Source organism: Pseudomonas sp. PB120 (assembly GCF_009761815.1).
GTDB lineage: Bacteria > Pseudomonadota > Gammaproteobacteria > Pseudomonadales > Pseudomonadaceae > Aquipseudomonas.
The window spans coordinates 42,848-56,573 of the sequence record NZ_RWIN01000088.1; the positions used below are offsets into that span (position 1 = coordinate 42,848).

Consider the following 13,726-nt stretch of genomic DNA (forward strand, 5'->3'; position numbering starts at 1 on the left):
TCATGGCTCCGGGTGCTGTTCGACTGACCAGTCACCAGGGCTGAGGCGGATAAAAACAATTACTGATTAATAAGTGAAATCGATTTATCGTATTTCCAAAATAAGCTCAGCTTGTTACTGGAGGTTCGATGTCGGTTTCCCACGCCCAACTCAAAGCCTTCCACGCCGTCGCGGTCCATGGAAGCTTTACCAAAGCCGCCGAGCGACTGTTTCTTACGCAACCGGCGATTTCCGATCAGGTGCGCAAGCTGGAAGAGCGTTTCGGCGTGCTGCTGTTCCATCGCAACAAACGCTCGGTGCGCCTGACCGACCTGGGTGAACGCTTGCTCAGCATCACCCAGCGGCTGTTTGTCATCGAAGCTGAAGCCCAGGAGTTGCTCCACGATTCCCGGGCGTTGCAGACCGGCAGCCTGATTCTGGCGGTGGACGCGCCGGTGCACGTGCTGCCGCAGATCGCGCGGTTCTGTGAACGCTACCCCGGCATCAGCGTGAAAATCGAAACCGGCAACACCGATGAATCGTTGTTTCGGTTGTTCAACTATCAGGCTGACCTGGCGTTGCTGGGGCGTGAAGTCAGTGATGAACGACTGATCTCATTGCCGCTGCGCAATGACCCGATGGTGGCGTTCGTCTCGCGCAATCATCCGTGGGCGGATCGTGACTCCATCTGCCTCGCGGACCTGGATGACACGCCGTTGGTGCTGCGGGAAATCGGCTCGGTCACGCGACAGACCCTGGAGGAGGAAATGGCCCGGGCAGGGTTTCGCATTCGACCGGCGATCCAGGTGGAAGGCCGGGAAGCTGCGCGTGAAGCGGTGGTGGTGGGGATTGGGGTCGGTGTGGTTTCGGCGGCGGAATTTGGCGCGGACTCGCGGGTGTGTGCGCTGCCGATTACCGATTGCACACGGCGTCTGACGGAGACGCTGGTGTGCTTGCGCGAGCAGAGTTCACGGCGGGTAGTGGCGACGTTTCTGGAGATGGTGCGCGAAAGTCTGGTGTAGGCAGGTCCGGCCTCATCGCGAGCAGGCTCACTCCCACATTGGATCTCGGGCGTTCACAAAATCTCGGTGGGCAGGCTCGCTCCTACAGGGTTTGTGTACGCCGCAGATCCAATGTGGGAGTGAGCCTGCTCGCGATGGCCGCGCCTCGGTTTAACGGTTGGGCGCCAACCCGAAGAACGCCTGGATCAAGCGCAAATCCCGTCGCCGCTCCATGCACCCGATCATGTGCCGGTTCACCAAGCCCTCCCCGATAATCGGCACCGCCACCACCCGAGGGTCATGACTGACCTCCACCGAAGACACCACGCCCACCCCCAGATCCGCCGCCACGGCCTCGGTCACCGCCTCCCGACTGTCCAGCTCCAGCAACACCCGCGGACTGACCTTCGCCTGCGCGCACGCCTCGTCAAACGTGCGTCGGGTTATCGAACTCGGCTCACGCAACACCATGATCACCTGATCCAGCTCCTTGAGCGGCACACCTTTGGATTTCTGCGCCCACGGATGACCTTCGGGCACCAGCGCACAAATCCGTGACTCGCTCAGCGCCTGCAAATGCAGGCCCTTGCGGGGTTCAACCTCGGTCAGCACCGCGACGTCGGCATGCTCGGACAACAACGCGCCCAAGGTTTCCTGGGCATTACCCAAGCGCAGGTTCACCGTGATCCCCGGGTACCGCGCGCGCAAACTGGCGAGCATCGGCATGACCATGTGCGGCCCGTCCGCCGCCACTTCCAGGCGCCCGGTGAGCAATTGCCGGTTCGCCTCCAGCATCACCTGCGCCTCTTCGGCCAGGCCGAACATCGCACGCGTGATTGCCGCCAGCTTGGTGCCCTCCTCCGTCAGCTCCACCCGTCGGGCGGTCCGTCGCAACAAGGTGATCTGGTAGTGCTCCTCCAACGCCTTGATGTGCCCGGTAACCGCCGGCTGGCTGATGAACAGCCGCGCGGCAGCCCGGGTGAAGCTGCCCTCTCGGGCCACCGCATCAAACGCGCGGAGCTGGAACAGGTTCATGAATAACCCTCACTGATGGTTGGCATAACAACAAACAATTTGATTGATAGCACGGCAAATTGCAATTTAAGCCCCGTAGCTTCATCCCATCGAATGCGAGGACATGAGAATGAGTACTGCCGAACCCATCCTGCTCACCCCCGGCCCGTTGACTACTTCGGCCCGCACCCGTCAGGCGATGATGGTCGACTGGGGTTCATGGGATGACCGCTTCAACCAACTGACCGCCAGCCTCTGCGAGCAATTGCTGGCGATCATCAACGGTGGCGACAGCCATCACTGCGTGCCCCTGCAAGGCAGCGGCACGTTTGCGGTCGAAGCCGCAATCGGCACGCTGGTGCCACGCGATGGCAAAGTCCTGGTGCTGATCAACGGTGCCTACGGCAAACGCCTGGCGAAAATCTGCGAAGTCCTCGGCCGCTCCTTCAGCACCTTTGAAACCGCGGAAGACGAACCGACCACCGCCGCCGACGTCGACCGTCTGCTGCAGGCCGATGCCGGCATCACCCACGTCGCGCTGATTCACTGCGAAACCAGCACCGGCATCCTCAACCCGTTGCCGGAGATCGCCCAGGTCATCGCCAAACACGGCAAACGCCTGATCATCGACGCCATGAGCTCCTTCGGCGCGCTGCCGATCGATGCGCAACAGGTGCACTTCGACGCGCTGATTGCCGCCTCGGGCAAATGCCTGGAAGGCGTGCCGGGGATGGGGTTCGTCTTCGCTCGCAAAGAATCGCTGGCCAATGCCGCCGGCAACTCGCACTCGCTGGCGATGGACCTTTTCGACCAGCACACTTACATGGCCAAGACCGGCCAGTGGCGCTTCACCCCGCCGACTCACGTGGTCTCGGCACTCCACGAAGCGCTGCTGCAATACAACGAAGAAGGGGGTTTGCCGGCGCGGCATCAGCGCTATGCCGACAACTGCCAAGTGCTGCTGGAAGACATGGCCAAACTGGGTCTGCGCAGTTTCCTGCCCGCCGCGATCCAGGCGCCGATCATCGTCACCTTCCACGCACCGAAAGACCCGCGCTACCAGTTCAAGGAGTTCTACGAACGGGTCAAGGCCAAGGGTTTCATTCTCTATCCCGGCAAATTGACCCAGGTCGACACCTTCCGCGTCGGCTGCATCGGACACGTCAACCAGGCCGAGATGCACGCAGCTGTGGCAGCCGTGGCCGAAGTACTTCGCGAGATGGAAGTGGTCGACATCTGAACACACCACATTCCCCTGTAGGAGTGAGCCTGCTCGCGATGAGGCTTGCTCAGTCGCCATCAATGTTGAATGCAAGACCGCCATCGCGAGCAGGCTCACTCCTACATTGAACCGTATTGCCAACTCAGGAATTTGATCACCATGAACTACACAAACCCAACCCAACTCCAAGCCGCCATCCTCGACTGGGCCGGTACCGTGGTCGATTTCGGCTCGTTCGCGCCGACGCAGATTTTTGTCGAAGCCTTCGCCGAATTCGACGTCCAGGTGTCCATCGAAGAGGCCCGTGGGCCGATGGGCATGGGCAAGTGGGATCACATCCGTACCCTGTGCGATCAGCCGGCCGTTGCCGAACGCTATCGCAAGGCGTTCGGCCGCACCCCGACCGACGAGGACGTGACCGCGATCTACCAACGCTTCATGCCGCTGCAGATTGAGAAAATCGCCGAGCACTCGGCACTGATTCCAGGGGCTTTGGACACCATCGCCAACTTGCGCCAGCAAGGGATCAAGATCGGCTCCTGCTCCGGTTACCCGAAACAGGTCATGGACAAAGTGGTCGAACTGGCGGCCACCAATGGCTACATTGCCGACCACGTGGTCGCCACCGACGAAGTGCCCAACGGTCGCCCATGGCCCGCCCAGGCACTGGCCAACGTGATCGCCCTGGGTATCGATGATGTCGCGGCCTGCGTGAAGATCGACGACACGGTGCCAGGCATCCTCGAAGGTCGTCGCGCCGGCATGTGGACCGTGGCGCTGATCTGCTCGGGCAACGCGCTGGGCCTGGATTACGAAGGCTACAAGGCCCTCGGCAGCGACCAACTGGCCAGCGAGCGCAAGCGCATCCACGGAATGTTCGAAGGCTCGCGCCCGCACTACATGATCGACACCATCACCGATTTGCCCGAAGTGTTCGCCGATATCAACAAACGCCTGGCCAACGGCGAGATGCCGCAAAGCAGCTGATTGCTCGTTGCGTCTCATGAAAAAGCGCCGGTTCCTGAACAGAACCGGCGCTTTTTTTCTGTCTGTCACCTGAACCAGAGCATTGAACGACCGCAAGCCTCAGGCAAACCCGGTGAAACAGGATTACAGTTAAAGCACACCGTCGAACAAGAACGGTGGCTCGACCCGACCTGTGAGGAGCACCGTATGCCGTGGACAAATTCCGAATCGCGCTACAGCACCGTATCAATCACGCTGCACTGGTTGATGCTGGTCCTGTTGGTGCTGGTTTACGCCTGTATTGAGTTTCGCGGGATCTTTCCCAAAGGCAGTGGCGGACGCGCACTGATCACCGAAACGCACTTCATGCTGGGCCTGACGGTGTTCGTGCTGGTCTGGTTCAGATTGTTCGCCCGCAGCCTGGGCCCGGCACCGGCGATTTTCCCCGCCTCCCCGCACTGGCAAACCACCCTCGCGCGGTTGATGCATTGGGCGCTGTACATTTTCATGATTGCGATGCCGATTCTGGGCTGGCTGGTCACCAGCGCCAAGGGTCATCAGGTCATGTTCTATGGCTTCGACCTGCCGTTGCTGGTATCGGAAGACAAGGCGCTGGCCAGGCAGATCGAAGGCTGGCACGTGCTCGGCGGCACCATCGGTTACTGGTTGATCGGCCTGCACGCCGTGGCCGGGCTTTATCACCACTATGTGGTGGGCGACAACACCCTGCTGCGGATGATGCCCAAGCGTGGTTGAGTCACGCCATTATTGAAATCCTCGGCGGCCCTGCAAACCGCCGGTGTGGATGAAGATCAGGCGCGTCCCTTGTTCGAATCTTCCGGCATCGACTTGCTGCTTGAGCATCAGCAGTGCCTTACCGGTATACAGCGGTTCCAGAGGAATGCGACTGGCCGATTCGGTCTGTTCGATGAACGCCAGCAACGGTGGATCGACTTTGGCGAAGCCCCCGCGGCTGGCGTCGAACAGTTGGTAATCTGAACGCTGCAACCCCGCCGCTTGCACAATCGAGCCGACCTGCTGCGCGACGCCGTGATCGTCGGGCACTGCCAACGCACCATAAACCGGATGCTCTCCCGCTTCGGCCATCACCAGGCCGGCTAGCGTCGTGCCGGTACCGCACGCCAGCCACCAACCGTCGTAGTCAGCCCAGCCCAAACCGCTCAGTTGCTCGTGAACCATCGCTTTGAGCGGCATGCAGCCTGTTGCGCCCGGCAAGCCTCCGCCACCTTCAGGCACTGGATACAGTTGCGGATACTGCGCCTGCCAGGGCTCCCAGAAACCCGCTTCGTGACGTGCGCGATAGCCGCCATAACCGAGCCAGTGCAACTGCATGCCAAAGGCCTGCAAGTCGTTCACGGTCGGGGTGTCCTGAGGGTGCCCGCGCAGCAGGCCGACGGTGGGAAAACCGAAGCGCTTGCCGGCAGCGGCCAGTGCATGCAGGTGATTGGAATGAGCACCGCCCAGGCTGATGATGCCTTTGGCCCCGGAGAGGTCGGCAGCTTTGAGATGCTCAACGAGCTTGAACCATTTGTTGCCGCTGATCAGCGGGTCGATCTGGTCCAGGCGCAGGACCGCGACTTCGATGCCGGCAGTTTTCAGCCAGTCGAGATGAAGGGGTTCGAGGGGGGCTTGGGGGAGCCAGTGGCAGGAGGGAAAAAGCATCGGCTCTATGCGACTTGGAAAAGAACCGAGTCTACCAGCCAACGCAATCCGTGTAGCAGCTGCCGAGCGTGCGAGGCTGCGTCGGGCTGCGCAGCGGCCCCCGGAGGGGCGGTCCTGCGGACACGCAACGCAGCCTCGCACGCTCGGCAGCTGCTACACGGATTTGGGTTTACGCTAGAGTTCAGCCGCCAAGCGCGACCCCTGGTTGATCGCCCGCTTCGCATCCAGCTCCGCTGCCACATCCGCGCCGCCGATCAAATGCACGTTCTGGCCCGCCGCCACCAATCCGTCCTGCAACTCACGCAACGGATCCTGCCCGGCGCAGATCACGATGTTATCCACCGCCAACACCTGTGGTTCGCCGGTTTCGCCGATGCGGATGTGCAGGCCTTCGTCGTCGATCTTGAGGTACTCGACGCTGTTGAGCATCTGCACCTGCTTGTTCTTTAAACCGGTGCGGTGAATCCAGCCGGTGGTCTTGCCCAGGCCGTCGCCAACCTTGGATTTCTTGCGCTGCAACAGGAACACATCACGGGCCGGTGCATGCGGTTGCGCCTTGACGCCGGCAACACCACCGCGTGCTTCGAGGTGCGTGTCGATGCCCCACTCTTTCCAGAACGCTTCGCGGTCCAGGCTGGTCGCAACGCCCTGATGAACCAGGAACTCCGACACGTCAAACCCGATACCGCCAGCGCCGATCACCGCCACACGCTTGCCCACCGGTTTGCGCTCGAGGATCACGTCGAGGTAGCTCAACACCTTGGCGTTCTCGACACCCGGAATCGCCGGGGTTCTCGGAGCGATGCCGGTTGCCAGAATGATTTCGTCGTAACCGCCCTCAACCAGTTTGGCCACGTCGACACGCGTGTTCAGGCAAACCTCGACGTTGGTGGTCTGAAGTTTGCGGTTGAAGTAGCGCAGGGTTTCGAAGAACTCTTCCTTGCCCGGCACGCGTTTGGCGATGTTGAACTGGCCGCCGATTTCGCTGGCCGAATCGAACAGCGTGACCTGATGACCCCGCTCGGCGGCCACGGTGGCGGCGGACAGCCCCGCAGGACCGGCACCCACCACGGCGATTTTCTTGATCTGCTGCACGGGCAAGTAGTTGAGTTCGGTTTCGTGGCAGGCCCGTGGGTTCACCAGGCAGCTGGTCAATTTACCGCCGAAGGTGTGATCGAGGCAGGCCTGGTTGCAGCCGATGCAGGTGTTGATTTCGTCGGCACGGCCGGCGGCAGCCTTGTTGACGAAGTCCGCGTCGGCGAGGAATGGCCGCGCCATCGAGACCATGTCAGCGTCACCTTCGGCCAGGATCTGCTCGGCGATTTCCGGCGTGTTGATGCGGTTGGTGGTGATCAGCGGAATGCTCACCGAGCCGCGCAGCTTGGCCGTGACTTTGCTGAACGCCGCACGCGGCACTTTGGTGGCGATGGTCGGAATCCGCGCTTCGTGCCAGCCAATGCCGGTGTTGATGATCGTTGCACCGGCCTGCTCGATGGCCTTGGCCAGCGTCACGATCTCTTCCCAGGTGCTGCCGCCTTCCACCAGGTCGAGCATCGACAGACGGAAGATGATGATGAAGTTCGGCCCAACGGCTTCGCGGACCCGGCGAACGATTTCCACTGGCAGGCGCATGCGGTTTTCGTAGCTGCCGCCCCAACGGTCGGTGCGATGGTTGGTGTGGGCCGCGAGGAACTGGTTAATGAAATAACCTTCGGAGCCCATGATCTCGACGCCGTCGTACTCGGCCTTTTGCGCCAGTACCGAGCAGGTGACGAAATCGCTGATCTGTTTCTCGATGCCTTCCTCGTCCAGTTCTTTGGGCTTGAACGGGTTGATCGGCGCCTGAATGGCGCTCGGCGCGACCTGTTTCGGGCTGTAGGCATACCGGCCGGCGTGGAGAATCTGCATGCAAATCTTGCCGCCCGCCTCGTGCACGGCGCGGGTGACGATCTGGTGTTTGAGCGCTTCTTCCTCGGTGGTCAACTTGGCGGCGCCGGAGTACACGCCACCCTCGTCGTTCGGGCCGATACCGCCGGTGACCATCAAGCCAACGCCACCGCGAGCGCGCTCGGCGAAGTACGCCGCCATGCGCTCGAAACCACCGGGTTTTTCCTCAAGACCGGTGTGCATCGAACCCATCAGGGTGCGGTTGCGCAACGTGGTAAAACCCAGGTCCAGCGGGGCCAACAGGTGCGGGTAATGAGTGGCGGCCATCGGTAACTCCACAACGAGCGATCACGGAAAAAGTGCAGGAGCTCTACGGCCCCCATCAGTCATGTTGCACAGACTAAGAGTCGCGCCCGTGTCACTCAATGACCGAAACTGACAACTTATTGATCCAAATGCGCACTAGTCCTTGGCAAGCGTGCGCATGGGCCCTACCCTAGTCGCGAACCCTGCACACGGCCGCTGACTGTTTCCCCATGCGCAAACTTCTGTACCTGACCTTCTCCATGGCGTTGATCGCCGCCCTCACGTTCTATGCAATGTGGGCCGCGGATCGTCCGGCGGGTCATTACCTGTCGGACCTGCGAATCAACCTGGCCATCGATCAAGGCACGCCCGCCGATCGCGGCAACCTGCTGGGCATCCAGCCCGAATTGTTCCCCACCGACTACCAAAGCCCAGAGCGCTTGCACCGCAAGCTCGCCGCTTACTTGCAGAAGGCTCAGGACCAGGGCCTGTTGAATGAGAAAACCATCGTCGTTCTGCCGGAACACGTTGGCACCTGGCTGATGGTCAGCGGCGAGAAAGACGAGTTGTACCAGGCCACAACGCTCAAGGAAGCCATGAACTGGCTGGCGGTGAGCAACCCCTGGAAATTCCTGCGCGCGCTGGTCAGTGCCACGGGCGACCGGCGACTGGATGACGCTCACCTGCGCATGAAAGCCAAGGGCATGGCCAAGGATTACCAGGCATTGTTCGGCGGCCTGGCGAAGGAGTTCCACGTCACGCTGGTCGCCGGCTCCATCGTGCTACCCGACCCCAGTGTCATCGACGGCACCCTGAAAATCGGCCGGGGAGCCTTGTACAACAGCAGCGTGGTGTTCGGCCGCGATGGCCTGCCGATCGGCCAGCCCCAGCGGCAGATGCACCCGATATTCGCGGAACATGAGGTGATCGAGGCCAACGGCGAGCACACACTCAACATCGTCGACACCCCGGCCGGACGCCTGGGTGTGCTGATCGGCAGCGACAGCTGGTACCCCGATAATTACCGCAAGCTGGATGACCAAGGCGCACAATTGGTGGCGGTCCCGGCGTATGTTATCGGGCGCGGCACATGGGACAAGCCGTGGCGCGGCTACAAAGGCCTGACGACGCCAGGTTCCGTCAGCCTCAAGCCTGGCGAGCTCAGCGAAGGCCAGGCCTGGCATCGCCTGACACTGACCGCGCAACCGCCCAGCAGCCAGGCAATCGCCGGCATGAGTGTGTTTTTGCGGGGTCAGTTCTGGGATCAAGGCAGCGCCGGCCAGAGTTTTCTCAGCAGCAACGGGCAACAATTCGCTGATGGCAACGCCCGAGGCGCGCGCCTGTTGAACCTGTGGTTGTAGGCCATGAAACCGTTGCCGATGCGTTTGGGTGATCTGTCAGTCGGCTTCGTCCACAGCCTCGCCGATGCCGTGCGCAGTTACGGCGCAGACCCGCAGCCGCTGCTCGAACAATATGGCCTGGACGCCGCGCGCCTTGGCGAAGTCGGTGCCCGGCTCTCGATTCCGCGCTACATGCGTCTTGGCCACGGCGCCATTCAACTGATCGACAACCCGGCCTTGGGCTTGCGCATGGGTCAGCTCAGTCGCCTGAGCCAGGCCGGCCTCGCCGGCGTCACCGCCGCGCAAGCACCGACAGTGCGAGAAGCGGCCCGCTGCCTGATCCGTTTCGAAGCCCTGTACGGTTCCAACTATCGCGGACAATCGAGCTTTCACGAAGACGCCCAAGGTGCCTGGCTGCGGTTTTATTCCATCAGCCCCTACAACGCCTATAACCGCTTCGTGGTGGATTCGATCATCGCCGGGTGGTTACAGCAATTGTCCAGCATCAGCCATGCCCCGCTGTGTGCCGACCGCATCGAAATCGAATTCGAAGCGCCGGAATACCGCGAGGCCTACGCGGTGCTGGGTGACTGTCCGATTCAGTTTGGCTGCGAGCACAATCAACTGCGCTTGAGCCTGGAAAGCCTCGCCCAACGGAATCCCCAGCACTGCCCGAGCACCTGGCGACACTTGCTGCAACTGTGCGAACGGGAACTGGAGCAACTGACACGCACCCGCAGCCTGCGTGAACGCATCACTCAGTTACTGGGGCCGTTACTCAATGGTGGTCGGGAGCCCGACCTGGAAGAAGTGGCGGCACGCCTGAAGCTGCCCACCTGGACCTTGCGTCGCAAACTCGCCGAGGAAGGCACGCAATTCCGCGCCATTCTCAACGACACGCGTCGCGACCTTGCCATGACCTACATCCGCGATACCGAACTGGCGTTCGGAGAAATCGCCTACCTGCTGGGTTTTGCTTCAGCCGAAGCGTTCCAACGGGCTTTCAAACGCTGGAACGGCCAGACCCCTGGCGAATTTCGCCGCAGTCATCGCCATTCCGCCTGACGCTTACAGCTCGGTCGCGTCTTCGGCGGGCTCCAGCGGGTCCAGTTCAAATGCCTGGAATTCCAACAGCTCTTCTTGATAATCGTCCATTTTCCAATCCCCCACTGCTCGTTCAAAAAACGCTTGATTAAATGACCTTCGCCTTAAGCATAAAGTGCCCGCGTGAAAGAAAAATGACGCGTGCACAGCATCACACCGCTACTTGATAAAACGTAGCAGGCGGTCAGGAATTTATCACAGGATTTTTTCGATAGAAGCTGTAGGACTACAGCCTGGCTTGATACAGATCAATCATGAGCGCCGTCACGGGTTCGGTGTCTTCTGACACGAACCCGTAACACCCCCACCCAATTACTGACCGGTGACGGGCATGGCCGGGATCGGCTCGCTCGGCGGAGCCATGTTGCTCGGGTTCGCCGGTGGAGTAATGGTTTCCGCAGTCGGTGCCGGCTCAGTGTTTTCGGCCGGCGTAATCGGTGCCGTTTCAGCTGGCGGGGCAACTGGCTCCGAGGCGGTCGGCGCCGCTTCGGCAGGTGTCGGCGTCGGGGCCGGGGTTGGCGCTAACGCGGCCGGTGCAGCCTTGGGTTCAGGCACGCCCAGGTCGGTTTTCGGCTTCTCGACGATATGCGCAGCCTTCTTCGCTTCCGGCGGCAGGAACAGCTCGACCAGGGTGAAGAAACGTTCATAGAACTTGGCCGACGAGACGGTTTCGCTGGCGACCTTGACCATCGAGTCGTCGGACGAACCGATCGGCATCGACACCGAGCCCAATACACCCACACCCAGGCTGGCGGAGTTGTTGGTCTTCTTCAGCGCATAACGATCCTGCAAGGCGTTGGCGAACATGGTGGCATGGTGGCCTTCGGTGCCGTCATCGGCACACACCACACTGAAGCTGATCTCCATGTGGGTATCGCCCGTTTGCTGGAAGCTCTTGTGACCGCTGACCAGTTTCGGATCGCTGCTGGTGATGATGTAGCCCTGGCTGAGCAACGCTCGACGAGCGGCTTCGCAGGTCTGGGCATCGGTCACCGGGTAGTTACGGGAAAATGTTCCGGAGTCGTCAAAGTTCTCATGCTCATAGATGGCGGACTTTTTTGACGAGCAACCGGCCGCAGCGGCCAGCACCAACGCCAGCCCGGCAACACGCATGGGAAATGAATTAAACATTGAACATCCTGAGGAAATCGGTTCGGGGCGTATTGTGCAACAGAACGATGCTTAGCGTCGCATCGATTGTGTCTTAAAACAGTTACAGGCTTATTGACCCCCGGTTGACGGGAATGTCCCACAGGCAAATGACAGACGGATACAAAAAACCCCAGCCTTGCGGCCGGGGTTCTTGTATAGCTCTTAGCTCAGTCTGACATCAGTAACGCTTGATGTCGGCCTGGCTTTCCAACTGTTTGCGGTAAGCCGCAAAGTCTTGCTGGCCAATACGCGAAGCGAGGTAGCGACGGTATTGAGCCTTCTCTTCGTCAGTCGGGGCTGCCGCTTCGTTCACACTGTTGAGGCGCACGATCACCAGGCTGCCATCAGCCAGGGTCACGTTGCTGAAGGTCGGCTTGTCCTTCGCCGACGGCTTCGGCATGCGGAACAGTGCCTGCAGCACAGCTGGGTCAACGCCTTCCTGGGCGCGAGTGGCGGCCTGGGTGACTTTCCAGTTCTGACCGTCAATGGCCTTGTCCAGCGGCGTCTTGCCTTCGCGCAGGCTGGCGATCAGCTCTTCAGCCTTGGTCTTGGCGGCAGCACTGGCGTGCTCCTTGGCCAATTGCCCGCGGATGCTCGCGTTCACGCTTTCGAGCGGCAGTTGTGCAGGCTTCAGGTGTTCCTTGGCGCGCAGAACGACGACCGTTTCCGGATCCAGCTCAATGGCGGTGCTGTTGGCACCTTCATCCAGCACTTCAGGACTGAACGCGGCGGTAACCACGGCACGGTTGGCCGCAACACCTTCGCCACCTTCACGGCCGAACGGCTTGGAGGTGTGAACGGTCAGTTTCAGGTCCTGCGCCGGCTGAGCCAGGTCGGAAGACTCGAACGTGGAGTCTTCCAATTGCTTGGTCGCCTCGACGAAACGCTGCTCGACCTGCTGGGTTTTCAGCTCGCGGGTCAGCTTGTCTTTCAGACTGGCCAACGTAGGCACTTCCGGTGCTTCAACGCCCAGCAACTTGATCAGGTGGAAACCGAATTCGGTGCGTACTGGCGCCGACACCTGATCCTTGGTCAACGCGTACAGCGCTGTTTCGAACGCTGGATCGTAGACACCCGGACCTGCGTAGCCCAAGTCACCGCCGTTGTTCGCCGAACCCGGGTCCTGGGAGAATTCCTTGGCCAAGGCCTCGAATTTCTCGCCTTTGGCCAGGCGCGCCTGAATCTCTTCGATCTTGGCCTTGGCTTGCGCCTCGGTCACCTTGCCATTCACTTCGATCAGAATGTGCGCCGCCCGACGTTGTTCGGACAGGTTCGCGATTTCTTTCTGATACGCCGCTTGCAGGTCTTCGTCCTTGACGCTGACCTGATCAAAGAAGGAAGCCTTCTTCAACTCGAGGTAATCGATGACCACCTGATCAGGCGTCATGAATTCCTTGGCGTGTTCGTCGTAGTAGGCCTTGACCTCTTCGTCGGTCAGCTTCACAGCCGCCGGGTCAGCCTTGACGTTCAGGAAAGCGAAGTCGCGGGTCTGTTTTTCCAGACGGGCGAATGCCAGCACCTGTGCGTCAGTGACGAAACCACTGCCTGCCAAACCGGCACGGAGCTGACCGATCAGCATTTCCTGGGCCAGCATCTGGCGGAACTGCATCCGGCTGTAGCCGAGTTGACGAATAACCTGATCGAAACGCTCGGAGCTGAACTTGCCATCCACCTGGAATTCAGGCGTCTGCAGGATCACTTGGTCCAACGCCGCTTCGGAAAAAGCGAATTTCGATTTTTCTGCGCCTTGCAGCAGCAGTTTGCGATCGATCAAGCCTTTGAGGGCCGATTCGCGCAGCATTTTTTCATCGAGCAAAGAAGCGTCGAAATCCTTGCCCAGCTGTTGCATCAGCTGACGGCGTTGCATATCGACCGCTTGGCTGAGCTCGTTCTGGCTGATTTCTTCGCCATTGACCTTAGCCGCATCATTGCTGTGCGTCGTGGCCTTGAAGATGGCGTCGAAACCGGTCAAAGCCATCAGTGCAACGATGACCCCGATGATGGTCTTGGCAATCCAGCCTTGTGAATTGTCCCTGATATTCTGCAGCATGCGTCCCCCAGAAACGGTTGAA

At 60.6% G+C, this 13,726-nt stretch carries 11 protein-coding genes; 6 read left to right on the forward strand and 5 right to left on the reverse strand.

What is annotated here, in order from left to right; all coding sequences use genetic code 11:
- Positions 1-128: 128 nt before the first annotated feature.
- The gene (locus tag EJA72_RS17210) at positions 129-1,001 is read left to right on the forward strand and encodes a LysR family transcriptional regulator (protein ID WP_157712623.1); all 873 of its coding nucleotides are present in this window, start codon (positions 129-131) and stop codon (positions 999-1,001) included.
- Positions 1,002-1,151: 150 nt separating this feature from the next.
- On the opposite strand, the gene EJA72_RS17215 is transcribed toward EJA72_RS17210, so the two are convergent.
- A complete protein-coding gene (locus tag EJA72_RS17215) occupies positions 1,152-2,015 on the reverse strand; it encodes a LysR substrate-binding domain-containing protein (RefSeq protein ID WP_157712624.1) in 864 nt (287 codons plus the stop codon).
- 109 nt (positions 2,016-2,124) lie between these two features.
- Here EJA72_RS17215 and EJA72_RS17220 point away from each other — a divergent pair, with 109 nt between their 5' ends.
- The 3 genes from EJA72_RS17220 to EJA72_RS17230 all read left to right on the forward strand — a co-directional run bounded on the left by EJA72_RS17220 (position 2,125) and on the right by EJA72_RS17230 (position 4,938).
- A complete protein-coding gene (locus EJA72_RS17220) occupies positions 2,125-3,234 on the forward strand; it encodes a 2-aminoethylphosphonate--pyruvate transaminase (protein WP_157712625.1) in 1,110 nt (369 codons plus the stop codon).
- A 141-nt stretch (positions 3,235-3,375) separates the two neighbouring features.
- Positions 3,376-4,203: a phosphonoacetaldehyde hydrolase gene (gene phnX, locus EJA72_RS17225; protein WP_157712626.1), complete on the forward strand. Its 828-nt coding sequence runs from the start codon at positions 3,376-3,378 to the stop codon at positions 4,201-4,203.
- A 186-nt stretch (positions 4,204-4,389) separates the two neighbouring features.
- Complete coding sequence (locus EJA72_RS17230) at positions 4,390-4,938, forward strand: cytochrome b (protein WP_157712627.1); 549 nt, start codon at positions 4,390-4,392, stop codon at positions 4,936-4,938.
- A 9-nt stretch (positions 4,939-4,947) separates the two neighbouring features.
- On the opposite strand, the gene EJA72_RS17235 is transcribed toward EJA72_RS17230, so the two are convergent.
- Positions 4,948-5,865 (reverse strand): 1-aminocyclopropane-1-carboxylate deaminase/D-cysteine desulfhydrase, encoded by a 918-nt coding sequence (locus EJA72_RS17235; RefSeq protein WP_157712628.1) that lies wholly within the window; start codon positions 5,863-5,865, stop codon positions 4,948-4,950.
- A gap of 174 nt (positions 5,866-6,039) precedes the next feature.
- The gene (locus tag EJA72_RS17240; RefSeq protein ID WP_157712629.1) at positions 6,040-8,079 is read right to left on the reverse strand and encodes an FAD-dependent oxidoreductase; all 2,040 of its coding nucleotides are present in this window, start codon (positions 8,077-8,079) and stop codon (positions 6,040-6,042) included.
- Between the two features lie 209 nt (positions 8,080-8,288).
- On the opposite strand from EJA72_RS17240, the gene EJA72_RS17245 reads away from it, so the two are divergent.
- Together EJA72_RS17245 and EJA72_RS17250 are read left to right on the forward strand one after the other, a co-directional pair.
- The gene (locus tag EJA72_RS17245) at positions 8,289-9,419 is read left to right on the forward strand and encodes a carbon-nitrogen hydrolase family protein (RefSeq protein ID WP_157712630.1); all 1,131 of its coding nucleotides are present in this window, start codon (positions 8,289-8,291) and stop codon (positions 9,417-9,419) included.
- Positions 9,420-9,422: 3 nt separating this feature from the next.
- The gene (locus tag EJA72_RS17250; RefSeq protein ID WP_157712631.1) at positions 9,423-10,463 is read left to right on the forward strand and encodes an AraC family transcriptional regulator; all 1,041 of its coding nucleotides are present in this window, start codon (positions 9,423-9,425) and stop codon (positions 10,461-10,463) included.
- A gap of 351 nt (positions 10,464-10,814) precedes the next feature.
- Here EJA72_RS17250 and EJA72_RS17255 read toward each other — a convergent pair whose 3' ends face one another.
- The gene (locus EJA72_RS17255; protein WP_157712632.1) at positions 10,815-11,633 is read right to left on the reverse strand and encodes a DUF2242 domain-containing protein; all 819 of its coding nucleotides are present in this window, start codon (positions 11,631-11,633) and stop codon (positions 10,815-10,817) included.
- A 199-nt stretch (positions 11,634-11,832) separates the two neighbouring features.
- A complete protein-coding gene (locus EJA72_RS17260; RefSeq protein ID WP_157712633.1) occupies positions 11,833-13,704 on the reverse strand; it encodes a SurA N-terminal domain-containing protein in 1,872 nt (623 codons plus the stop codon).
- Between the last annotated feature and the right edge of the window lie 22 nt (positions 13,705-13,726).